The organism is Thalassotalea sp. Sam97 (assembly GCF_041379765.1).
GTDB lineage: Bacteria > Pseudomonadota > Gammaproteobacteria > Enterobacterales > Alteromonadaceae > Thalassotalea_A > Thalassotalea_A maritima.
This window is the reverse complement of record NZ_CP166919.1, coordinates 3,216,631-3,240,038: the sequence shown is the minus strand read 5'-3', so window position 1 is coordinate 3,240,038 and position 23,408 is coordinate 3,216,631. Positions and strand designations below refer to the sequence as shown.

Annotated in this window: 22 protein-coding genes; 8 read left to right on the top strand and 14 right to left on the bottom strand. The window is 43.2% G+C overall.

All coding sequences use genetic code 11. The features are described from left to right. Window positions 1-67: 67 nt before the first annotated feature. Window positions 68-955 (bottom strand): alpha/beta hydrolase, encoded by an 888-nt coding sequence (locus ACAX20_RS14505; RefSeq protein WP_371187341.1) that lies wholly within the window; start codon window positions 953-955, stop codon window positions 68-70. A gap of 181 nt (window positions 956-1,136) precedes the next feature. Here ACAX20_RS14505 and ACAX20_RS14500 point away from each other — a divergent pair, with 181 nt between their 5' ends. Both ACAX20_RS14500 and ACAX20_RS14495 read left to right on the top strand, forming a co-directional pair. After that, on the top strand, window positions 1,137-1,886 hold the full coding sequence (locus ACAX20_RS14500) for a ThiF family adenylyltransferase (RefSeq protein WP_371187339.1): 750 nt from the start codon (window positions 1,137-1,139) through the stop codon (window positions 1,884-1,886). Window positions 1,887-2,035: 149 nt separating this feature from the next. Continuing rightward, window positions 2,036-5,674: a DUF748 domain-containing protein gene (locus ACAX20_RS14495; protein WP_371187337.1), complete on the top strand. Its 3,639-nt coding sequence runs from the start codon at window positions 2,036-2,038 to the stop codon at window positions 5,672-5,674. 60 nt (window positions 5,675-5,734) lie between these two features. Here ACAX20_RS14495 and ACAX20_RS14490 read toward each other — a convergent pair whose 3' ends face one another. Then, on the bottom strand, window positions 5,735-6,193 hold the full coding sequence (locus tag ACAX20_RS14490) for a MarR family winged helix-turn-helix transcriptional regulator (protein WP_371187335.1): 459 nt from the start codon (window positions 6,191-6,193) through the stop codon (window positions 5,735-5,737). Window positions 6,194-6,339: 146 nt separating this feature from the next. On the opposite strand from ACAX20_RS14490, the gene hppD reads away from it, so the two are divergent. The 3 genes from hppD to ACAX20_RS14475 are packed head-to-tail and all read left to right on the top strand — an operon-like array spanning window position 6,340 to window position 8,993. Beyond that, window positions 6,340-7,428, top strand: a complete 1,089-nt coding sequence (gene hppD / locus ACAX20_RS14485) for a 4-hydroxyphenylpyruvate dioxygenase (RefSeq protein ID WP_371187334.1) — start codon at window positions 6,340-6,342, stop codon at window positions 7,426-7,428. 6 nt (window positions 7,429-7,434) lie between these two features. Beyond that, window positions 7,435-7,980, top strand: a complete 546-nt coding sequence (locus tag ACAX20_RS14480) for a VOC family protein (protein ID WP_371189671.1) — start codon at window positions 7,435-7,437, stop codon at window positions 7,978-7,980. Between the two features lie 2 nt (window positions 7,981-7,982). Beyond that, window positions 7,983-8,993, top strand: a complete 1,011-nt coding sequence (locus ACAX20_RS14475) for a fumarylacetoacetate hydrolase family protein (RefSeq protein ID WP_371187333.1) — start codon at window positions 7,983-7,985, stop codon at window positions 8,991-8,993. 210 nt (window positions 8,994-9,203) lie between these two features. Here ACAX20_RS14475 and ACAX20_RS14470 read toward each other — a convergent pair whose 3' ends face one another. The 3 genes from ACAX20_RS14470 to ACAX20_RS14460 all read right to left on the bottom strand — a co-directional run bounded on the left by ACAX20_RS14470 (window position 9,204) and on the right by ACAX20_RS14460 (window position 10,710). After that, the gene (locus ACAX20_RS14470; RefSeq protein ID WP_371187332.1) at window positions 9,204-9,410 is read right to left on the bottom strand and encodes a hypothetical protein; all 207 of its coding nucleotides are present in this window, start codon (window positions 9,408-9,410) and stop codon (window positions 9,204-9,206) included. 179 nt (window positions 9,411-9,589) lie between these two features. After that, the gene (locus ACAX20_RS14465) at window positions 9,590-9,946 is read right to left on the bottom strand and encodes a hypothetical protein (RefSeq protein ID WP_371187330.1); all 357 of its coding nucleotides are present in this window, start codon (window positions 9,944-9,946) and stop codon (window positions 9,590-9,592) included. After that, the gene (locus ACAX20_RS14460) at window positions 9,946-10,710 is read right to left on the bottom strand and encodes a peptidylprolyl isomerase (protein ID WP_371187328.1); all 765 of its coding nucleotides are present in this window, start codon (window positions 10,708-10,710) and stop codon (window positions 9,946-9,948) included. Before ACAX20_RS14460 ends, ACAX20_RS14465 begins: the two co-directional genes overlap by 1 nt. Window positions 10,711-10,875: 165 nt before the next feature. Here ACAX20_RS14460 and hpt point away from each other — a divergent pair, with 165 nt between their 5' ends. After that, window positions 10,876-11,403: a hypoxanthine phosphoribosyltransferase gene (gene hpt / locus ACAX20_RS14455; protein ID WP_371187327.1), complete on the top strand. Its 528-nt coding sequence runs from the start codon at window positions 10,876-10,878 to the stop codon at window positions 11,401-11,403. A 68-nt stretch (window positions 11,404-11,471) separates the two neighbouring features. On the opposite strand, the gene ACAX20_RS14450 is transcribed toward hpt, so the two are convergent. The 7 genes from ACAX20_RS14450 to ACAX20_RS14420 form a co-directional block, all read right to left on the bottom strand. Next, window positions 11,472-12,647, bottom strand: a complete 1,176-nt coding sequence (locus ACAX20_RS14450; protein ID WP_371187326.1) for an acyl-CoA dehydrogenase — start codon at window positions 12,645-12,647, stop codon at window positions 11,472-11,474. Between the two features lie 72 nt (window positions 12,648-12,719). Further along, window positions 12,720-13,097, bottom strand: a complete 378-nt coding sequence (locus ACAX20_RS14445; RefSeq protein WP_371187324.1) for a VOC family protein — start codon at window positions 13,095-13,097, stop codon at window positions 12,720-12,722. A gap of 63 nt (window positions 13,098-13,160) precedes the next feature. After that, on the bottom strand, window positions 13,161-13,760 hold the full coding sequence (locus ACAX20_RS14440) for a hypothetical protein (RefSeq protein ID WP_371187322.1): 600 nt from the start codon (window positions 13,758-13,760) through the stop codon (window positions 13,161-13,163). A 310-nt stretch (window positions 13,761-14,070) separates the two neighbouring features. Further along, the gene (locus tag ACAX20_RS14435) at window positions 14,071-15,147 is read right to left on the bottom strand and encodes a MaoC family dehydratase (protein WP_371187320.1); all 1,077 of its coding nucleotides are present in this window, start codon (window positions 15,145-15,147) and stop codon (window positions 14,071-14,073) included. A gap of 19 nt (window positions 15,148-15,166) precedes the next feature. Beyond that, the gene (locus ACAX20_RS14430; protein ID WP_371187318.1) at window positions 15,167-16,075 is read right to left on the bottom strand and encodes a CoA ester lyase; all 909 of its coding nucleotides are present in this window, start codon (window positions 16,073-16,075) and stop codon (window positions 15,167-15,169) included. A gap of 14 nt (window positions 16,076-16,089) precedes the next feature. Beyond that, window positions 16,090-17,733: an acyl-CoA synthetase gene (locus ACAX20_RS14425; RefSeq protein WP_371187316.1), complete on the bottom strand. Its 1,644-nt coding sequence runs from the start codon at window positions 17,731-17,733 to the stop codon at window positions 16,090-16,092. A gap of 9 nt (window positions 17,734-17,742) precedes the next feature. Then, window positions 17,743-18,864 (bottom strand): CoA ester lyase, encoded by a 1,122-nt coding sequence (locus ACAX20_RS14420; RefSeq protein ID WP_371187314.1) that lies wholly within the window; start codon window positions 18,862-18,864, stop codon window positions 17,743-17,745. Window positions 18,865-19,276: 412 nt separating this feature from the next. Between ACAX20_RS14420 and ACAX20_RS14415 the strand changes: the two genes are divergently transcribed. After that, window positions 19,277-20,266, top strand: a complete 990-nt coding sequence (locus ACAX20_RS14415; RefSeq protein WP_371187312.1) for a CoA ester lyase — start codon at window positions 19,277-19,279, stop codon at window positions 20,264-20,266. A 107-nt stretch (window positions 20,267-20,373) separates the two neighbouring features. Further along, a complete protein-coding gene (locus ACAX20_RS14410; RefSeq protein ID WP_371187310.1) occupies window positions 20,374-21,399 on the top strand; it encodes a zinc-binding dehydrogenase in 1,026 nt (341 codons plus the stop codon). 85 nt (window positions 21,400-21,484) lie between these two features. Here the strand turns inward: ACAX20_RS14410 and ACAX20_RS14405 are convergent, their stop codons facing one another. After that, window positions 21,485-21,799: a DUF3630 family protein gene (locus ACAX20_RS14405; RefSeq protein ID WP_371187308.1), complete on the bottom strand. Its 315-nt coding sequence runs from the start codon at window positions 21,797-21,799 to the stop codon at window positions 21,485-21,487. Between the two features lie 37 nt (window positions 21,800-21,836). After that, the gene (locus tag ACAX20_RS14400) at window positions 21,837-23,282 is read right to left on the bottom strand and encodes a YdiU family protein (protein WP_371187306.1); all 1,446 of its coding nucleotides are present in this window, start codon (window positions 23,280-23,282) and stop codon (window positions 21,837-21,839) included. Window positions 23,283-23,408 lie beyond the last annotated feature (126 nt).

Below are 23,408 nucleotides of genomic sequence, written 5' to 3'. Positions count from 1 at the left end.
ATCTCTCATAATTATCTATAGCAGCGTTAGCTATGTACCCAGTTGAGAGCGCCAAATAATCAGGCGCTTATTTTACTCCGTTAGCTTTGTTTGTGTATGAGCAAAAGTGTTTACTAATCGCACTAGTCGCCCGTTCTACAACGCTTGGTACATCGTAAAAATCAAACTGGCTAATATTATCAAGCCAGACTGAAGATACATTATCGCCAGATTGTGACAGATATTGTCGAGCACCATCTGGCAATGCCATTGCCTCTGAAGCCACAAGTAATACTGATTTGTCTTGGCTTTTAGCACCTTTTAACGCATCGTATGTTAACCACGGAAGCCATGAAGCGACGTTAAATTGGTTATCATACTCTGGGATTAAGCCTCGATTTGTTTCGGTATAATAAGGTGCTTGGTACATCAGTGCTTTATCATTTTCCATACTCGCCGCTTCGATAAATACACCGCCTTTTAATGCCGCTTGGTTAGCGAGTTCTATAAGTTCATTAACCTGGTTTTCGCCACCATATACTTGGTTAGCGATGTCGCTATTGTGTATCCAAGGCGCTACCGCTGCGACCGCAGTCACTTTATCGTTATCTGTTACGGCATCAAGCATATAACCGGTTGATGCGCATATACCAAGGCCGAAAACTTTACTTGGGTCGATATCGCTAATCTGTTCTAGAGCCTTAATGACAGCACGAATATCTTCCGTTTTACGCTGCGGATCTTCTAAGTATTTGACGGCATCGTCAGACTGCCCCCAACCTCGAAAGTCAAACGTTAATGCTGCAAAACCTTTATCGGCAAATGCCACAGCATACACCGCAGGCATCTGCTCTTTCACCGTAGTCCAAGCGCCGGTAATGATTACGACGGGTGGCTTTTTCGCAATATTGCTGGTTGGTAAATAGAGATTAGCTGCCAATTGTCCTACAGAGGTATTGAGAGTTATCGCTTGCATATTATGTGTTTACCTTAATTATTCGCTATACAGGTAATAAATATAGGCAAGATTATAGTGAGCGGTGATGGCAGAATGATGATTTATCGGTGTAGCACTTGTGCTTTACTATTGGCTTTGTAGTAAAGTATTAATATTCATTAGCTTAGTGTTTTTGCAAGGGCGTTTAATAGGAGTCTGTGTGACATTAACCGATCAAGAATTTCTGCGTTATAGCCGTCATATTATGATGTCGCAAATAGGCGAACAGGGCCAGCAGCAGTTTAAATCCAGTCGAGTGCTTATTATCGGCATGGGGGGCTTGGGCTGTCCGGCCGCGCAGTATTTGCTGAGTTCCGGTATTGGCAGTTTAACCTTAGTTGATCACGATGTTATCGAATTATCTAATTTGCAACGACAAGTACTTTATACCAGTGACGATGTAGGGGAGCATAAAGTTGAAGCGGCCAAATATGTCCTTGAAGCAATGAACCCTCATTGTCAATTACAGGCGATAGCTGAGTCAGTCTTCGATATTAACTTAGCAGCATTACTTGAGCACATTGATATCGTCCTCGATTGCACGGACAACCCACAAACACGCCAATACATTAATCAGCAATGCGTCAATGCTCGAGTGAAATTAGTCAGTGCTTCGGCAATCCAGGGCAGTGGCCATTTACTTAGTTTTGATTTTGCCGACAGTGAGTCACCATGTTACCAATGCTTGTATGCAGATGGCGACAATAGTGCACTAAATTGTTCAAGTATGGGCGTTATGGCGCCATTGCTTGGTGTTATGGGGAGCCTGCAGGCGCTTGAAGCATTACGCTTACTGTTGGGCTACCACGATAATTTAAATAAAGTGTTGTTATTTGATGGCTTTGCTATGCAATTTCATGGTTTTTCAGTGAGCCGAAACCCCACTTGCCCGATATGCAATAGTCGTTAAACACTCCCATTTTGAACTGTATTCGCTTACCTCGATATGCAACTTTTTGGCATGCTGTAAATTTATTGTAAGAAACTTTTGCCTTGGCAATTGCAATAGCCCTTGATGCATTATACTTGATGTACGGCTCGCAATTTTGTTGCATATTCATGACGAAGAAAACCACACTGCTGACGGTGCTAGTGGCAATTTTATTGATTGTCGCACTGGTGTGGTTACGGTTCGATGATATTGTTCGTTGGGGAGCAAACAAGCAGTTAAAAGTTTATAATTTAACGATTAACTTCTCTGAGCTCGATCTCGATCTCAATGCCTTGAAAGCACAGGTCAAACAGTTAACGATCGATTCTGAACAGCACAACCTAATCACAATTGACGATGCGACTATCGATCTCAATCGCAGTTTTATTTCTTCTGATCTTAAACTTATCGACTCGCTTCGAGCGACATCAGCCAAAGTTGATTTATATCACTTATTACAAGTCGACTTTAGCGCAGCACAGCAGGACCACGCTGAAAATGAGCAAGAGCCCAGCAAGCCCCTTAATTTGACTTTAGCCGATGTGGATATAGACGAAGCGATTGTTGTTATTGATGAAGAAAATAACCAATTACATGCGAAGCAAATTAAATTGCTTGATACTCGGTTAATCGGCGACACATTCAGTAGTCAGATAAAAGCTGAGCTAACGCTCAATAACAACGTCGTTAACATGGATGGTTTTATCGACTATGAGCCACAAATCACCACCGTGGATATATCTAAATTAGAAACACGCCTTGATATCGGTGAAATATTAGCTTTGCCCGTTTTTGTTGAGCGAAAATTACCCAAAGCTTCAGGCAAAATTGCACTAAATACCGCAGTTAAAGGTAGCTATCGTAGTGAATACAGTAAGTTTGTTTTTGGCAAAACATCTCTCAATGTCAAAGAGGCTATTTTACCGTTACGCGAACACGGTTTTCGTTTCGCCAAGTTTGCATTTGATGTCCCTGGCGTAACGCTAGAATGGGCAGGCAATGACAACGCTCATTTGATCAGTGATAAATACCGCTTAGAAGTGAGTGATCTGGTTGCCAAAGTTAGTCAGCAAACGGTGTCGGTTGGCGGCTTGTCATCTACCGGTGATATTATGGACATTAACGTTGCCAGAAGTGGATCAATGTCGGTAACGAGCAAGAAACCTAACCTGACGTTAACGAATGTGGGCGCAAAGCTTGCAAAACAATCATTAAAATTAGGCGAGTTAGCTATTTCTGGCAATCTTCTCGATATAAGCGCAATCGTTAATGACTCACTCTCGATCGCTGCGTCTAATAATAATGTCCAAGTCAAAGCGTTAGACCTGCAGGCGCTCGATCAATCGCTGTCTTTGGCATCGTTATCAATAACTGGCAGCGTTTTAGATGTTAGTGCAACAGATGATAATACGTGGACGATTGACGCCAAGAAAACCAAAATGGTGCTCGCCAATATGGACGGTAAAGCCAAGCAAAACCAGTTAGCCATGGCCTCTGCATCGTTATCGAGTGATGCTATTGATTTTGTTAATCGAGTTAATAGCGGTTTGTCCATAAACGGACGTAAAACCGATATACGCTTGCAAGACTTTGTAGCGAAATCGGCAGTAAGCTCTGTCACTTTTAAGGGCGCCAGTTATCGTGGAAATCGCTTTAAGGTGTCGCAATCGAGCAACAGTGGAGTGCAAGTGAACACGTTAGCGAACGAGTTAGCGCTCAACAATGGCAAGTTCGTTTCACCAAAGCAACAATATAGTCTTGCTAATGGCAAATTAACGTCCGATGTACTGACAACCGATGTTAGCGGTAATGGTAACTTTGCGATTAAAACACAGGCTACAACGTTATTTGCGGATGACTTTGATGGTCAGCTACCGGCATCACTAGCACCACTTTCTGAAGCCAGTGCACAGCAACATACTACGCCCAGTTACCTGCGCTTTGATGCTGTTCAAATAAAAAGCCAAGCACTTGATGTTGTAAAAGAGCGGGCAACCAGCGTTGCGATTAATGGCCAGTATAGCAATATAGAGCTTACTAATGTCGATACGCTATTTGCGCAAAAGCTACTTACCTTAGGCTCGGCAAAATTGAAAAGCCAATTGTTAGTGGCAGACATTAATGGCCCTCAAGGCGTTAACATTGATAGCTCAAATAGCAATCTAGAGTTAGCTAATGTTCATGCGGAGCTCGAGCAACAAATCTATGACTTAGGTTCAGGATCACTGAAACTACCTGCGCTCAAGCTCAACATAGCCAATCTTAACCAAGCTCAACAGGCATCAGAACAGACTTTGCAAAAAATAACCGAAATGCAGGCCAATTACAGTGCCGAACTGGCGGCATTGCGTTGGTTTGATGAGCGCCAACAGGCACTGATTCTTGCGGTAGAGAATGTTAGCCTTATTAACGGACGTAGCGATTTAGCTAGCGATTTATGGTTAGCTACAGATAAGTTTGAGGCACGATCGGGGACATTTGCTGATTTAACAACGATACCAACTATTGAGTTAGTTGGTGAAGATGATGCGCAACCGATGGTGCAGTTTCGAGATATTGTGATCAGTAAAGCGAGTATTTATAAACGCTCGGCTGACATTGACAGCATTCGCAGCAATATCGAAAAAATCGTCTTTTATAAAAATGCGCAAACGTCATTTGCCAATATGCCAACATTCTTTACTGATGATGCAGACCATGTTGAGGCAAGCCAAGAGGCAACTGAAGTCAGTAGTTCGGAGCAAAGTTCAGAACCTAATCAAGATGATAGTGCTCCCTACTTAATTGATATTAATGAGATCGTATTAACGGGCGATACCGAGCTTGTTTCATTTGATTACGCCATGGAGCCAATGGTCAAACAGCAACTTAATATCGCAGAATTAAAAGTGGATAGCGTTAATAACGATGGCAAAGATAAGTGGGTGAATGTCGCGCTACGAGGCGATGTCGGCAAACGCTCGGAGGTCTATATCACAGGTAAAATGAATGTCTTTTCAAAGACGTTGGATGCACAAGCTAAAGGTTATTTAAAAGGCCTAGATCTTAAACGCTACACCCCCTATATTGCCAAGGCTAGCGGCTATGTTATCAATCAAGGTTTACTTAATGCTGACTTTGATATCAATGTGGTGAAAAATAAAATTAAAGGGCAGGTGGATACGCAAATCAAATCTATCGACATTCGTACCGATAAGAGCAGTGATAAAGCCTCCGGCAGCACACTGCCCCTCAATACTGTAATTAATCAATTGTCCGATCAATATGGCGTATTTTCAGTTGATGTTGACCTATCGGGAGATGTTACCGATCCCGATTTTGGTATATCTGGCATTATATCCGCGTTAGTTAGTAAAGCCTTGGCACAAGGGGCTAAAACTTACTTATTGCAATCGCTAATACCGTACGCAGCGGTAGTCGATATTGTGTTAATGACATCGGGTGATTTATTTAAAATGAAGGTTTCCGATTTACGCTACCCTATCGGTGAGGTCGATGTCGAAGACAGTCACAAGCAGTTTGTGGATCAAATAGGTAACTTGATGAAAGACAGACGTAAGCTCAATTTGACGGTTTGCCCTGTGGTTGTACGTCAAGATGATATGGATGACAGCGAGCTATTGGAGTTGGGCGAAGAGCGCGCCGATAATTTTATCGAAGAACTGATTGATGAATATGATATCGCAAGCGACCGCTTTATTGTTTGTAAAACAAAAATTAAACAAGGCACAAAAGCTAAACCAGGGTTAACGTTCGAAGTAAATTAACCTGAGTTGGTTATTGTACCGTGATTCATAGCGTAAACTATTCGTTCCGATAGCTTTTATTTAATAACCGATTACAGCGTCACTTTGATCTAACTTACTAATCAATGTTACCAACATTTGCCGTTCTTGCTCGCTAAAATTTTGCAGAGCAAGTTGCTGATGATGTCGTGCTATAGGCAGTAATTGTTGGTATAAATCGTGCCCATCATCCGTCATTTCCAATAGCTTCTTGCGACTGTCACTTGAACAAGTGGTTTTTTTAATGAGCTGTTTTTCAATGAGTTTTTTTACTGATCTAGATACGGCCACTTTATCCATGGCGATAATTTGAGTGATTTCGACAGCACTGGCGGTGAGTTTTTCACCGAGCACAGCAATGATCCGCCACTCACCGACACTAATACCAAATTGCCGCTGGTATTTGGTCGCTAACGACTGCGACATGCGATTAGCAAGGACGCTTAATCGGTAAGGCAAAAATTCCTGTAAAGATAAACTGCCATTATCTTGGCTAAACATATTGCATCCAGAATTGAGTCACTAGGGACTAATGTTTAAAATAGTTTCATATGTAACTATTATAAGAATAATAATATACCCCCTCAACACCTATGGCGCATATTTCAATAGCCTTGGTATAAGGGTGATAGAATTGGAGACATAAGATGGCAGACTTATTTGAAAACCCTATGGGCCTAGATGGTTTTGAATTTGTAGAGTTTACTGCACCTGCAAAAGGTATTTTAGAGCCAGTATTTGACAGTATGGGCTTTACTCACGTAGCCAATCACAAATCAAAAGATGTGCAGTTATGGCGTCAAGGGGATATTAATTTTATCGCCAACTACGAGAAAAAAAGTCACGCCGACTATTATTCTCAAGAGCATGGTCCGTCAGCATGTGGCTTAGCGTTTCGTGTAAAAGATGCCGCCTTTGCCTATGAGCAATGCCTGAAAAAAGGTGCACAACCTGTGCATGTTGAAACAGGACCAATGGAGTTACGCTTACCTGCAATTAAAGGTATTGGTGGTGCAACGCTATACCTTATCGATCGTTACAGCGAAGGTAACACCATCTATGATATCGATTTTGACTGGTTAGAAGGTGTTGAACGCCATCCTGAGGGTTGTGGTTTTCATACATTAGATCACTTAACTCATAACGTATACCGTGGTCGCATGGACTACTGGGCGAAGTACTACGAAGATCTATTTAACTTCCGCGAAATTCGTTATTTCGATATTAAGGGTGAATATACCGGCTTATTATCAAAAGCGATGACAGCACCAGACGGTAAAATTCGTATTCCGTTAAATGAAGAAGCCGCTGGCGGCGGTGGTCAAATTGAAGAATTTTTAATGCAGTACAATGGTGAAGGTATCCAGCATATTGCCTTTGCTTGTGATGATATTATTGCTTGCTGGGATAAGCTAAAAGCACGTGGCATCAAGTTTATGTCGGCACCTCCTAGTACGTACTACGATATGTTAGAAGAACGCTTGCCAGGTCATGGTGAGCCAGTAGATGAACTACAAAGCCGCGGTATTTTACTAGATGGCACCACCGATGGTGGTCAACCACGTTTATTGTTACAGATCTTCTCAGATACCTTGTTGGGCCCAGTGTTCTTTGAGTTTATTCAACGCAAAGAGGACGATGGTTTTGGCGAGGGTAACTTTAAAGCGTTATTTGAGTCGATTGAGCGCGACCAATTAGAGCGCGGTGTGATTGGCACAGAAGCGGAAAACGCGTAAGAGGTTATTATGGCTATCAAGCGTATTCATCATGTCGCCTATCGCTGTAACTGTGCTAAAGAAACGGTAGAGTTCTATCGCGATCTACTTGGTATGGATTTTCAGTTAGCGATAGCTGAAAACGAAGTGCCATCAACGAAAGCGCCCGATCCATACATGCATGTCTTTTTAGATGCCGGCATGGGTAACGTATTGGCCTTTTTTGAATTGCCAAATTCGCCCAAAATGGATCGTGACCATAATACGCCTGAGTGGGTACAGCATATTGCTTTTGAAGTCGAATCAATGGACGACTTACTGGCGTCGAAGCAGCGCCTTGAAGATGCTGGCTTGGAAGTATTAGGGCCAGTTGATCACACTATCTTTAAATCAATTTACTTTTTTGATCCTAATGGTCATCGCATTGAGTTGGCTGCACAAACAGCCAAACCAGGTATGTTAGAAGAATTAAAACGAGTATCAGTAGACATGCTTGAAGAGTGGGCGAAAACTAAAAAAGCGCCACAACATGCAGCATGGTTACACAATGGTGAAGAGTTTTCAGGTAAATAATAATGAAATTAGCAACTATTAAAGCAGGCCGCGACGGTGCCTTACACGTCGTTAATAATGCACTTACTAAAATGGTTTCCGCGGAGGCTATTGCGCCAACTTTGCAATATGCGTTAGATAACTGGGCCACAGTTGAGCCACAGTTAAAGGCACTGTTCAATCAGCTTGAAGCGGGCGAGGTCACGGCTGTCGATTTTAACCAAGCCGAATGTGCATCACCTTTGCCAAGAGCATACCAATGGGCTGATGGTAGTGCGTACGTAAACCATGTTGAGCTAGTTCGTAAAGCTCGTAATGCGGAAATGCCAGAGAGCTTCTGGACCGATCCGTTAATGTATCAAGGTGGTTCTGACAGTTTCTTAGCACCTCGTGACAACATTGTTATGCCACAAGATGATGGTTTTGGGATTGATTTTGAAGCCGAAGTTGCGGTGATCACCAACGATGTTCCGATGGGCGTGTCAGCAGAGCAAGCATTAGAGCACATCAAACTTGTGATGATCGTTAATGATGTGTCATTACGTGGTCTAATTCCGGGTGAGCTAGCCAAAGGCTTTGGTTTCTTTCAATCAAAACCTTCAAGTGCCTTTAGCCCAGTCTGTGTTACGCCAGATCAGTTAGGTGATGCATTTAAAGACGGTGTGCTGCATTTACCATTATGTTCTCGCTATAACAACGAGTTATTTGGTAAACCTAATGCTGGCATTGATATGACGTTCCACTTTGGTCAGTTAATTGCTCATGCGGCGCGTACACGCCCGTTAGCGGCAGGTACCATTATCGGCTCAGGTACAGTTTCGAATAAAATGGATGGTGGCCCAGGTAAGCCAGTAGCTGAAGGTGGTGTCGGCTATAGCTGTATTGCTGAAATCCGTATGATTGAAACGATTGAGCATGGTAAACCAAGCACGCCATTTATGTGCTTTGGTGATAACATCCAAATTGAGATGTTTGATGCTGATGGCCAATCAATATTTGGTCAGATCAATCAAGATGTTGTAAAATCGGCTTAATAAAGTCGCTGATCAATTAACGACAACTGTTAAGAGAAAATATTTGGGTAAATATATTATTAATATTTACCCAGTCTAGGGGGAGTCAGTACCTGCAGTGTATGCTGATATCAGGTCAACAGCGCTAATAATAACAATCATAAAATAACAAGAATAAAAGCGTCCCATTCAATAGCCGCAGATCTTTGCATCTGCGGCTTTTTTCATTGCTTAACTCGTTATATCTGCAGATAAGTAATCTTGGTACTCTTTTACGCCAAAATATCGTATCGACTTTTTGTGGGTCACTTTTTTCGCTATCAGCTTGTCATCACAGTATATTTTTACTATTTGCTTATCGCCATTTCGATCCGATTCATAGCTGTGCTTATCATTGAGACGTAAATCATCGAACTCGCTGCGCATGATTAACTTCATTACAGACTTCCCAAAAGTTTTCCTTATGATGTATCGATTAGACTAATTAATCTGAAGAAATTCAAGTTAAAGCGGCCCGTAAAAAGCCAATGGTAGATTAACTTGTTAGCAAAGTTTGTACGAAATTAACGCAAAGGTATGGCAGTTCGCATAGCGAACCAAGATGTCAATTTGGTTTGCTAGGGTTTGTTTTTATCGGTAAATGAGCTTGGCAGAATGTTGACGCCAACTAAGTGGCTCAGCTTAATCACCAAAGGAATGGTTATCGGTGCAAAGGGTAATACAGCGACAACACCAATACCTAAACCTTTAAGCAAATCAATGAACTGTTGATTGGCCATTTTCATTTCTTCTTTGCTGGCTTGTTTACGCGTGTATTTACGATAAATAACCAGCATTTCTCGAGTTTCTTGCTTTTCCTGGGCAAGTGCTTGCTTAACGATTAGCATCTGTCGCTTAAAACGCAGGGTACTACGCCGTCTTTGGATGCGCAGTACCCTAATCGGGGCTTTTATAACATAAACCCTTAGTTTCATTAGAACTTACGACGCAGTAAGCCTAAGCCAGCAATTAATAGCATGGCATACCAGCTGCCACCTGATGATTTACTGCTGCCATCTGCCGATTCATCGCTTGGCACATACGTACTCATCGGTGGTAGGCTTGTTATGGTATTGGCGCCAGTGTCGACAACCGTGATTGATTCAATGATGACTAAGTGCTCCGAAGATACCGTTTCTCCTTCAGCAGGGAATGATTGCATTGGTGTGTTTGCAAATGCACCGCCAAAGTCGCCTTTTTTTAACTTGTTGATGCTGTCAATAATTTCCATACCTTGCTCTGAAACCACACCAAATACGGTGAAGCCTTGGTTTTGAAAATCCAAATTGCTTGCGTTATCAGCCACGTTAAAGAACCACTGATTGGTAGCGCTGTTTGGATCGTTGCCGAGTTTAGCCATAGCAATGGTGCCACGTACATTTGAGAATACGGGCTCATTTACAACAGGGTCGAGAGATTCTATTGCTACGACCGTATTATCATCAGCGTTGTAGGTGTAGCCACCACTTTGTATGACAAAGTTTGTTTCGAGTCTGTGCACGATAACATCAGTATAAGTGCCGGCATCAACATATTGCAAAAAGTTAGCAACCGTTTCAGGCGTGTGCTCGTCGGTTAGGTTAACCTCGAAGTTGCCCATGTTGGTGTTAAATTGGACTATAGTCGCATGGGCGCTGGTAGCGACTAATAGTGCGGTGATAGATATGGTTTTTATAAATGATTTTAATAATGTTGTCATAATAACTTTCATACTGCGAAAAAGTAGGCAGAGCTTAAACGATTAATACAACAAATCAAGCTTTGTAACGTTTTCTCCTGAAATGCTAGGGAGTAGCGACAGAAAAGTCTTCATTAACTATAGTTAATGATAATGTAAATGAGGGCGCTTGGCGCAGGGTAGGCTATGGAACATAGAGTTGATGTAATGATCAGTGAGGCCGAAGTCGCCGCACGAGTAATGCAATTAGGCACCGAAATTAGTCAGTATTATCAACACAGTGAGGAGCTGATAATGGTTGGCTTGTTGCGAGGCTCGTTTGTATTTATGGCTGATCTTGCTCGGGTCATTGATGTTAATCACGAAGTGGATTTTATGACGGCATCCAGTTATGGCAATGCCATGGAAAGCTCACGCGACGTACATATTCTTAAAGACATCAGTAGCAATATTGAAGGCAAGGACGTGCTTTTAGTCGAAGATATTATTGATACGGGCAACACGTTAGCGAAAGTCGTAAAAATACTGGAGTTGCGCTCACCAAATTCCATTAATATTTGTACTTTACTCGATAAGCCATCGAGACGTGAGGTAGAGGTTGATGTTAAGTGGGTAGGTTTTGAAATTCCCGATGAATTCGTAGTTGGGGTGGGCATTGATTATGCGCAGAAGTATCGTCATTTACCTTACATTGGCAAGGTTGTTCCGCTGTAAACGTGTTATAACACAAAGCACAGCAACAACGTGCCACTGTGCTTTTTAGGGGCTAGCGTTTGCGCATGCTAGAAAAAGGCTTGCAAGCCGGTTTGTTGACGACCTAGAATTAAGGCATGAATATCATGAGTGCCTTCGTAGGTGTTGACCGTTTCCAAATTAATCATGTGACGAATCACGTGAAATTCATCTGAGATACCATTGCCGCCATGCATATCACGCGAAGTGCGAGCTATATCAAGCGCTTTACCGCAGTTGTTACGCTTAATCAGCGAAATCATGGCTGGTTCAAAGCGTTGCTCATCAATGAGGCGCCCGACTCGTAATGATGCCTGTAAACCCAGGGTTATTTCCGTTTGCATATCGGCGAGTTTTTTTTGAAACAGCTGAGTTTGAGCTAGCGGTTTACCAAATTGTAAGCGGTCTAAGCCGTATTGGCGCGCACGATGCCAGCAGTCTTCGGCAGCACCCATAACCCCCCAAGAGATGCCATAACGGGCCATATTTAAACAACTAAAGGGCCCCTTTAAACCGCGCACATCAGGGAACATGTTCTCTTCAGGAACAAAGACATTATCCATAACGACTTCGCCGGTTATCGAGGCTTTTAGTGATTGCTTTCCTGCAATTTTGGGTGTGCTTAAACCTAGCATGCCTTTTTCTAAAATAAAGCCACAAATTTGGTTGTCATGGGCTGCTGATTTGGCCCAAACAATAAATAGATCGGCGATAGGTGCGTTAGTAATCCACGTTTTGCTTCCTGTTAACCGATAACCGCCATCCACTTTTTCCGCACGGGTTTTCATACTGGCAGGATCAGAGCCTGCGTCAGGCTCGGTTAATGCAAAGCTACCGATTAACTCGCCAGTGGCCAGTTTCGGTAAATACTGCTGTTTTTGTGCGTCACTTCCCCAGGTATAAATAGGGTGCATCACTAGTGAAGATTGAACGCTCATGGCACTGCGATAGCCTGAATCAACTCGCTCCACTTCACGAGCGATTAAACCATACGCGACATAAGATACGCCAGAGCAACCATAGCCATCGATTGTTGCCCCTAACAGCCCGAGTTCACCAAATTTACGCATAATACTGATGTCGAAATGCTCATTGCGATTAGCCATTAAAATACCGGGTTGCAACTCGTTTTGGCAAAATTCTCGAGCACTATCGCGGATCATTCGCTCTTCTTGAGTAAGCTGCTCATCCAATAGTAGGATATCTTCCCAGTTAGACGGATTCATAATTATTTTTCTCTCCTAGAGTTTGGTTACTGTCTATTATGGCGGCGAATTCTTTTGTCGGTTTAGCTAGCCTCAGACCCTAGGCACTCGCCAAGGTGGGTTTTTGCGATTTTCACCTGCCCAGTACAGTTTTATTTTATTGCCACTTGGGTCAAATATTATTGCTTCACGCCATAAATACCGTTCATCTTTTGGCATTTGTGCAAACTCGTAGCCTTTGGCTTGCAACTCACCAACCCAAGTATCTAAATCTTCATGCTCAAAGTAAATAACCGATGGATTATCAGAGGTTTTCTCGCAAAGCGATAAAGAAAATGTGGCATCGCCCTCGGGGCATTCAAAACGCGCATAATGCGGTGTGTCAACGATCTGAATGAAGCCCATTCCTCGATAAAACTCGGTAGTTGCAACCATATTAAATGTGGGCAGTGTTACTTGGTTTAAGTTCACTTTAACGTCCTTATTTTATGTGCCGTGCACGCTTGCGATTATGTTTATTATCTACTGAGGTTATCACTTATTTGATGATAATGCCGCCTTTCTGGCGAGTTCCGCTATTTCAATAGTGACATGATCATCGAACGCAAACGAATAAATTTTCCAACTGTCCGTGATTTTGAAAAATTGAAATTCATAGCGAATCGGCTGGCGGTCATAGATAACCAAATAAGTGATATGAACAAAATTATCGCCGACCTTATAGGTGTCTATTTTATCGATATGGTGAATTTTCCCCACTAAAGATTTAAGTGTGGACAACTGCGTCTTCCTATTGCTGACTTGTTCTGATGTGGTGGTAATGTATTGGTTAGAGCGATAGATAAAGTCAATTGCCTCATTTATCTGGTCTTGTTGATACAATTCAAAAAAGCTATCTATTTCATCTTGATAGTCGGTGACAATGACAGGTTCTATAATAATTTTTTGCTCGGTTTCAGTGTTTTCTTGTTGTTCGCTTTCTGTGTTTTGACTTTGTGGTTGTTCTGACTCTTTGGGCTCTGCCTGTTTGGGGTTCGTTTCTGTCACAACTTGCTTTTCAGGCTCTGGCGGTTGCTGCTGAGCGTGCGAGTAAAAAGCCAACAGAACAAAAGCAATTATAACTAGGGATCTCACTGTCTGACACTCCTGGGGTTTAAGGCTTCAGCGTAATATCAATCCCATTACATGCTCGCTGAGTCAGCAAAAATTTAATGGGATTGGTATTACCATTATTACGACTCTAGCAATGGTATAGCACGCAAGCTATCCGATTGCCATGAGATGGCTTTGTGATATGGAATTTTTGTCGAAAGTAATAGGCTTGTATGAGCTTGGCTATTGCCACCTTGTTGCACACAGGTTAACTAAGAGCGTAATAAAAAATAGGGCAATAAATATTGCCCTATTATCGTTGTTGCTAGCAAAGCGACATAATCTAACCGAACTATCGCGGCATTAAATAGCTCAATCGCATATCTAAAACAACATCCGGATGATATTGCCTGCCTTGCTCGGATTGTTGGCTAAGCCATGACATTTGCTCAGGGATATTATTTTTGATACCTAACATGCGGACAGTCACTAAGCGTAAGTCATCTCGATGAGCTAAAGAGTTAATAGCTAATACTTGGCTTTGTGTATAAATCGTATCGCCGGCAAAGCACGGATTGACATGACTGCCACTGTGAATGGCAGATAACCAAATCGCGTTGCCCATACCATTGTAACTTAGGGCGCGACATAAGGAGATGATATGGCCACCATAAACTAGGCACTTACCGTGCTTTGAGTGTTGCATAAGGTGCTGATCAAAGTGTACCCGTGCATTGTTTTGGTAAAGTCGAGTCGCTAATGAATGATCACTGTCATTAATGGTGATGCCATCGCGATGAAAAATGCAATCGCCTACTTCAAATTCGCTAGCGCGGCGTTGCTGGTCGCTAACATGGTTTGGCCACAAAGTAAGATCGAGTTGCCTCGGAATAATTTGCTGTGTTAACTCGACATTATCGGCGAGCTCTGGAATGACATTTTCTTGGCGTGTGAAACCAGCATGACGTTTGTGAACCATTACCCAGCGCTTAAATTCTAAAACCAATTGTCGTTTTTGATTGTAGGCTTTGGAGTGAACGTAAACCACGCCGGTTTTACCATTGGAGTTTTCTTTTAAGCCAATAACGTCGCTACTAACCGATAGGGTATCCCCGGGATATACACACTCTATGAAGCGACATTGTGCATAACCAAGGTTAGCAACGGCATTTAGCGAGATATCGTTCACGGTTTTGCCAAAAGCGATATGAAACACTAAAAAGTTATCGACCGGCGTGGTTCTAAAACCAAGCTTTTGCGCTACGGGGTCGGCACAATGCAAAGCAAAGCGAGATCCGGTTAATGCTGTATACATACTGCAATCGCCGGTGGTAATGGTGCGGGGTACACCATGCTTTAAGGTTTGACCAATGTAAAAGTCTTCAAAATATAGCCCTTCAGGGGTCTTTAAATAATGCTGCTCAGTCATGAACTTACTCTTTTTGTTATTAACAGGGCTTACCAAATAAGTCGTCTTGGCCGATTTCACTTACTTTGTTGTAGAGGCAAATGACGCGATGTGCCCATTGCTGCAAACACGGCTCGATTAACCGGTCATCAATAACGGCGACCGATTGTTCTTGTGCATTAGCATGCTCCATTGCGGCAATGATTTCTTTCGCTTTCTTGATATCTTCTGCTTTAGGCGTCATCGCATCGTTGGTGTAGGTGAGCTGGACTGGATGGATAACAGCTTTACCATCAAAACCTAGATCACGCGCTTGGCGACAACTAAACTCACACGCTACTGCATCCTTTAAATCAAAATGGGGCCCGTCGATAATGGCTTTATCGTGAGCGCGGGCGGCTAAAATACACATAGATAGATAGGTGAGTAAACCTTGTCTATCCAAGGTTAAGTTAATACGCAATGAATTTGCTAAATCAGATGTGCCCATGATAATCGCAGTTAATCGCTCACTCGCGGCGCAAATTTGCTGACAATTTAACACCCCCAAAGGTGACTCAATATTGGCCATGACAGATAATCGCTTACCACCGCACCGATCAAGAGTGTCAATATGGTTTTGCAGTTGTTCCGCACTCTCAATGTCTGCGAACAGGACACCATCAATATTCAACTGAGCGATTGCGGCAATGTCATCTTGTCCCCACGCTGAGTCGAGATGATTAACGCGAACAATTCTTTCGGAATAGCCAAAATCACTGTTGTCCAAATGTTCTACTAAGGTCGCTCTAGCACTGTCTTTGCGATTTGGTGGTACAGATTCTTGTAAATCAAAAATAATCACGTCGGCATTTACTTTACGTGCCTTTTCAATATATTGACTACGATGGGCAGGTACATACAAGGCACTGCGTCGGGGGCGGTATGTTGTTAGATTGCTACAGTTCATTTTATTCTCCCGCATTAAACCGCTGCTCGTTTGGCGTTATGTAATTCAGCAAGCATTTGCTTGCGCAAAACTTTGCCATTTTTGGTTCTTGGAAAGTCTTGGTAAAAGTGGATGATTTTCGGTGCTTTGTATTTGGCAAGGTTCGCATCGGCAAAGCTTAGCAATTGTTGCTCACTAACCTTAGCGCCTTCGCGCAAAATAACACATGCACAAACTAAGGTTTTATCATTGCCGATATTTTGACCTAAGGCGACACAGTCGGCGACGTCGGGATGGGTCTTTATGATTCGCTCTATTTCGTGCGGTGATACCCGGTAGCCAAAGGTATTGATAATGTCGTCTTTACGACCAACAAACCAAATATAACCGTCTTCATCTAGGCGTGCATAATCGCCAGTGTAAAAATAGCCATCGTGAAATGCCTTATTGGTTGCTTCGGGTAATTGCCAATACTGCATAAATAAACCAGGATCGGTTTGTTTTATGGCTATCATTGCTTCTTCACCTATCTGTGCCGGTTGGTTTTGTTCATTGAGTAAGGTGACTTGATGCCCAGGCTGGACAAAACCCGCAGCGCCTGGGCGAATCGCTTGGTGTTTATTTTGCGATATGTAATAAGAGCATTCACTCATGCCGATCGCTTCAAATACATCCATGCCAAAGCGCTGGCGCCAGGCACTGAGCATTTCATCACTTAAATGCTCACCGGCACTCATGCAGTGCCGTAAGCTTGGTACGTCAGCTTTGCTATAGGTGGTTTTTTGAATGATTTGTCGGTAAATGGTAGGCACGCCAATAAAAATGGTGCAATCGTGTTTTTTTATCAGTTTTGGCCAGGTACTGGCATCGTTGTCGCCTTCATGAACAATGACGGTATGGCCATGAAATAGCGGGTCCATTAAGGCTGAGCCGAGTACATAGGTCCAGTTGAATTTACCCGAGTGCATAATCCGGTCGCCATGTTTAAAATCAAACCAGTAGCGACTCGCCGGCAACCGGCCTAATAAAGAACGATGCGCATGCAACACCCCTTTAGGGTAGCCGGTTGTACCAGAGGTATAGACTAAATAGGCGGCATCATCGATACGACTGTTGATGATGTCATCGCGAGCAGAAGCCTGACTAAGTAGGGCATTGAGATCAAATAGTGGCAAGCGGCTATTGGATTGTGGCATATCGCCAGTGCCAGCCAATAATACACTTGTTAATTGATTATCTTGTTCAGCGATAGTTTTTAATTCGGGCCACATGTGTTTGCTGGTGATCAGCACTTTAGCGCCAGAATCTTGTGCTAAATAGGCAACTTCATTCGCTGATAGTAAGGTGGAGGTTGGTACAGCGATGGCGCCATGTTTCAAGCAACCAAAAAAACTGACTGGATAATCGGTTGCATTGGGTAAACGAATCAACACGCGATCGCCTGGCTCAATATTGAGTGAGGCGAGTACAGAGGCCAATTTAGCTGAGTCATGATCGAGCTGCTGATAGCTCAATTGCTGACAGCCAAGCTTATCGTCTTCGACGATCAGCGCGGTGCGATCGCCATGTCCTGCTTGTACGTGCTGGCGAATACAGGCGTCAGCAATATTAAAGTGGCTGGGCAATTGCCATTGCCAACCTTGTGCTGTTTCAATTAATACATCATCGAAGCTTGTCATAGCATCTCCCTAGATACGCCCGTAAGGCCAGTTTTCTCGGATCACGGTTATCGGTAGGCGTTTTAATACATCAAGCGCAAACCTTTTGTCTTTCTCGTCTAATGACTTTAAGGCATAGGCCCTTAACAAGGTTTGCAATGCTTTACCAAACATCGGCGGGTCGAGCATTTCACCTTCGAATTTTATTGCCCCACCTAATAACGCGTCAGCGGCTATTGCAGCCTCGAGGATTTCAATATTGCGCTTAATTTGATTGGGTGACGGGGTAAAGGCCACCTTACACAAATGGATATGATAGGGGTGTATCAATTGCTTACCTGTTAAGCCCATTTGTGTTTCGATAACGGCGTGATCATGAACCACGTGCGATTCATGGTCACCGTGCAAATCTAACCAGCGACGGACGTCGTTTGGTTCAATAAAGTGTTCAGGCATCGGCGTGTCGTTGATCAATACCTCAACGCCGCCAATTACACCCTTACCGGCAATCCGAGCTTCAAGCAGAAGGTTACGCAAATAGGTAAGTAATTCGTTAATCCAACCTTCCGGCGTTAAGTGAATCGCCATCGCCTTGGAAAAATCATGAATACCAAACACCACATGCTTTACTGCTGGAAAGGCCATGAGCTCGGCGGCGATTTTTAAACTTCTCGGATGTTCAATAATCGGTTGAATTTCAATATCTGGGTTAACCCCCAGTAGCCATGCAGATAAATCGCGTATTTCCGCAGCACCGTACATTTCACCTGCTTTCGCCAAGACGATGACGTCGATATATTCAGCCACTTGCATAATCATTTTTAAATCTTTTTCATACTCATCTGTACGAAAAGGATTGATGCGCAACGCGATTTGAAAATCGCGAGCAGGAAATTTGGGCAGCTCATTGAGCAGGAGCTCTCGACTCATCTCTTTTTGTCGACAACCATCTTCAAGATCAAACAACAAAGTGTGGGCTTGGCAATCGTGGGCATGTTTGTGCAAGCGCTCTGTGGCTTGCTCTATTGTTTCATATCGCCCATCTTTGGGAGAGTATTTGATCGGCGGATAATAGAGCTGAATCCCAGGCCAAAAGCCACCGAGTACATCCTGTTCATTTACATGATCGAGGAATTCATTATGGTAATGCATATATCTCCCCTTGCTGTGACGCATTATGGTTTATTGTTATTAATCAGTATTATTTAATTTTGCTGTGAATGAGCAAAACCGAACAAAAAATGAAAACTTTTATTAACAATTACATTATTTGAGTATATATTTCAAACAAATGTTTTAAAAAAGTGTTTGAAATGTGTTCAGGTTATCGCTAGGGTAAGTGATAAAAGTATTGCAGTAACCATTGTGCAATTAGCGTGAGGCTTGTTTAGTTAGGTTAAAGTGATGTTGTCGGCTGAGTTTCGTTTAATGCCTAATGTTGCCGTGATGGAGAGCACTTTGCAGGTGCTTTATATATGTTTTTCTATAATGAGTTTCATAAATAACGTAATTTTATTACAGTGCTGTTCGTTGAGTAGCCAAAAACAATAATCAGGAGAAAAGTATGAGCAGCTTGGTTCATCCAAATGACGCTTTATTTGATGCCGAAAAACCTTTTGCGGTTATTCCTTCATGTGAGCATTTTGCTGGCAGTGAAAAATTAATTAGCAAAGCTATGCAAATGCAACAGCAATTAGGGCCAGTATTTGATATTACCTGCGACTGTGAAGATGGTGCTGCCACGGGGAGCGAGCAGCAACATGCTGAGATGGTAGCGCGGCTAATCGCCTCTGACGACAACCAGTTTGCAATGATGGGGGTGCGTATTCACGATTATACGCACGCTCATTGGCGTCAAGATTTGCAGATTTTAATACCGGCATGTGGCCACAAAGTGGCCTATATTACGTTACCCAAATGCACAACAGCAGCGCAGATCAAAGAAATGGTTGCTTACATTCAAGCGCTTGTTGCGGAGCATCAGCTTGAGCGAGAGATACCTATTCACGTGCTTATTGAAACCCACGGTGCGTTGCGGGACGTATGGGAAATTGCTACTACCGATTGGGTGCAAGTATTAGATTTTGGCATGATGGACTTTGTTTCAGGCCACAATGGTGCGATTCCGGCAAGCTGTATGCGCAGCCCTGGTCAGTTCGATCACGCGTTACTGCACCGAGCGAAGACAGAGTTGGTTGCCGCAGCGTTAGCGCACGGCGTCGTGCCATCGCATAACGTTACCCTTGATCTTAAAAACGCCGATCAAACCTTTGCTGACGCTCAGCGCGCCCGTAACGAATTTGGCTTTATGCGTATGTGGTCAATTTATCCAACGCAAATACAAGCAATTGTTGATGCGATGAAACCCAACTATGAAGAAGTAGCCGACGCCGAGGCGATATTGTTGGCAGCACAACAAAACAGTTGGGGGCCAATTCAGCACAAAGGCGAATTGCATGATAGGGCAACGTATCGTTATTACTGGCAGTTATTGCAACGCGCACAGGTAAGCGGTATCGATATTTCTCCAGATGCTCAGGCTGCATTTTTCTAATCGGCCTGCAAACGTTACTGTTTTACAACATATAGCCTTGTCGATGTGAATTGACGAGGCTTTTGCTTTATAGTGGTTTTATTTACTAATAGAACAAATAGAAGATTATGAGCGATAACAACTTAGGCTTTGCCCTTAATTTTATAGATGACTTACAAGCGCCCCTTGCTGATCGCATCCAGCTTACAGAAAAACCATTACCAGCATTAAAACAAGGGCAGGTGTTGGTGAAAATGCTGGCGTCACCGGTTAACCCATCCGATTTGGTCTACTTAATGGGTAAATATGGCTTACCGCCTGTTGATGGCGCTTATGCGGGCTTTGAAGGCTGTGGTACTGTTGTGGCGGCTAATGCCGGTTTATATGGTAAATGGTTAACAGGTAAGCGTGTTGCTTTATCGGCAGAACCTGGTGGTGACGGTGTTTGGGCGAAATACGCCATTACTGCCGCCAATCATTGTTTACCTGTACGTGCTGATATTGATGATAATCAAGCAGCCACGTTAATTGTTAACCCTTGCACCAGTGTGTGTTTGGTTGAGCGTGCTAAGCAGCTTGCCAGCAAAGCGATTGTCCTTAACGCGGCAGCGAGCCAAGTCGGTAAAGGGGTTATTCGCTACGCCAAAATGCAAGGCTTAAAAACCATCGCCATTGTCCGTTCCGATGCGAACGTCAAGGTATTGCAAGCGTTAGGTGCTGATGTTGTATTAAACAGTGAAGGTGAGGATTATGTACCGCAATTAACACAGGCGGCTGAGCAGTTGCAGGCAACCGTATTGTTAGATGCTGTGGCAGATCAAGCAACCGCTGAGACTATGCATGCATTGCCAAAGTCGAGTACCGCGATTGTCTATGGCAGACTCACTGAAACCATGCACCCATACGGTGGTCAGTATGGCGTTGCTGATTTAATCTTTAAAGATCAGCGTATTGAAGGTTTTTGGTTGGCAACGTATATGAAGAGCGCCAACCCATTAGCGATCTTGTCACTTAGTCGCAAGGTTCAAAAGCTGTTTGCTGAGGGCATTTTTAAAACCGATATTTATGGTGAATTCACACCAGAAACCTTTATTCATGGTCTTGAACACTATGCAATGAATAAGAGCGACGGTAAGGTCATTTTAAAGTTTTAGTGCACTAAAGTTATCGCATCGGGTCATAAATGCCATATTACCTGATGCGATAATAATGCGGTCTGATTAGCGAGCCAAACCGTGTTTATAACAGCAAGCTTTTATGCGCCAGTTCTATCGCAGTTGCGCCATTTGGGTCATTACCGAGTTCAGGTTCTAGCCAACACGAGTTGCTATTGACCTCAAAATGTAGCTGTAAAATACTATTGGCAAATTCAAAGCGTACATCTTGACGATCAGCACCGACAATCGTTTCGATTGTTTTCGAAACATTCAGTTTGGCTAACAGCATTTCAGTTAAGCTATTAATATTTTCATCATCCCAGTTTTGTTCAAAATCGATAATTAGCATACTGGTTTCGAGTTCGCTTGGATGACTGATAGATTGTATCTTATTCATAAAAACTTCCTACTATTTATGAGCCGCGACGATTTACTTATGTACCACAAAAGGTTTGATAACCTTTATCACCATCACTGGGTAGATCTTGATAAAGCGCAATATCAGCTGTTGCCTGATAAGGTCGCGTAACAACCGCTAAAAACTTGTCAATTTGAGCCGTGCTATTGGTTTGGTAGCTCTGCTCGATAAGTGCCTCAACATGATGATTACGGGGAATAACCAAAGGGTTGGATTTGGCCATTAGCGCTAAGGCATTATCAGTATTGCTGATCGCTGCTTGCCATGTTTTACACCAATCACATAAGCTGGCGTCAAGCTGTCTAAGCGCCGTGTCACCCGCTAACACTTGACTTAATGTTATGAATGTTTGTGTATAATCGAGGCCGTTTTCTTGCATGATGTTAAGTAATTGCTCAGCCAAACTGCGCGACTCATCGCTTTGCTCGGTGAAGCCTAATTTGTTTGCGAGCATATCTTGGTATGCGCGCTGAAATTTGTCGCTATAGGCAAATAATATCGGCTTAACTTGCTCTATCGCTTTGTCACTGTCGTCACTTACCAAAGCAAGTAAGGTTTCTGCTAGACGTGCCATATTCCACTGCCCAATTGCCGCCTGATTACCAAAGGCATAGCGTCCTTGATGGTCGATTGAGCTGTATACGGTGCCAGGATGATAAGCACCCATCATGGCACATGGACCATAATCAATGGTCTCACCGCTCAACAAGGAGTTATCGGTGTTCATCACACCGTGAATAAAGCCCACCCTTAACCAACTGACAATAAGAGCAATTTGTTTGTCGATAACGGCGTTAAGAAACTGCAGTAAGTAATCATCATCTTGCTTGTTTATATGCGGGTAATGACGATCAATAGCGATATCAGCCAATGCCCTGATACTGTCGTAATCGCCACGGATAGCAAAGTATTGTAAGCTACCAACCCGGATATGACTTTGTGCAGTGCGCGTCACAATTGCACCCGGTCGAGGTTGATCACGCCATACTGTTTCTCCGGTTGTGACTACCGCCAGCGTGCGCGTTGTGGCAATGCCAAGGCCGTGCAATGCTTCACTCATCAGATACTCGCGGATGGCTGGACCTAATGCGCATTTGCCGTCGCCACCACGTGAAAAAGGGGTTTGTCCTGAACCTTTTAGTTGCAGTTCGGTAACTGTACCTGTGCTCGAGGTTATTTCGCCTAATAAGTGGGCTCGTCCATCACCTAGTTGCGGGTTAAGTTGGCCAAACTGATGTCCGGCATAGGCTAAAGCAAGAGGCTCACTTTCAGCAAACAGCTCAGTTCCACTGAATAACTTTGCTTGTAAGTTTGCGTTGCCAATCAATGACGTACTAAAACCGATTTGTTCTGCTAGAGCATTGTTAAACAATAGGGTGCTAGGGGCCGGCGCTTTGCATGGTAAGCTGCGTTGATAAAACTGCTTACCAAGAGATAAATATTGGTTGCTTAGAACGTCCATAATTGTTGATTAATATCAAATTTTGCGGCGAAAACTGGCTTTATTTTACGATAATTTTATCCACTTGTATGTTTTTCTAAAAAAACCACAGACATGTTACGTTTTTTTCCATATAATCAACTGAGT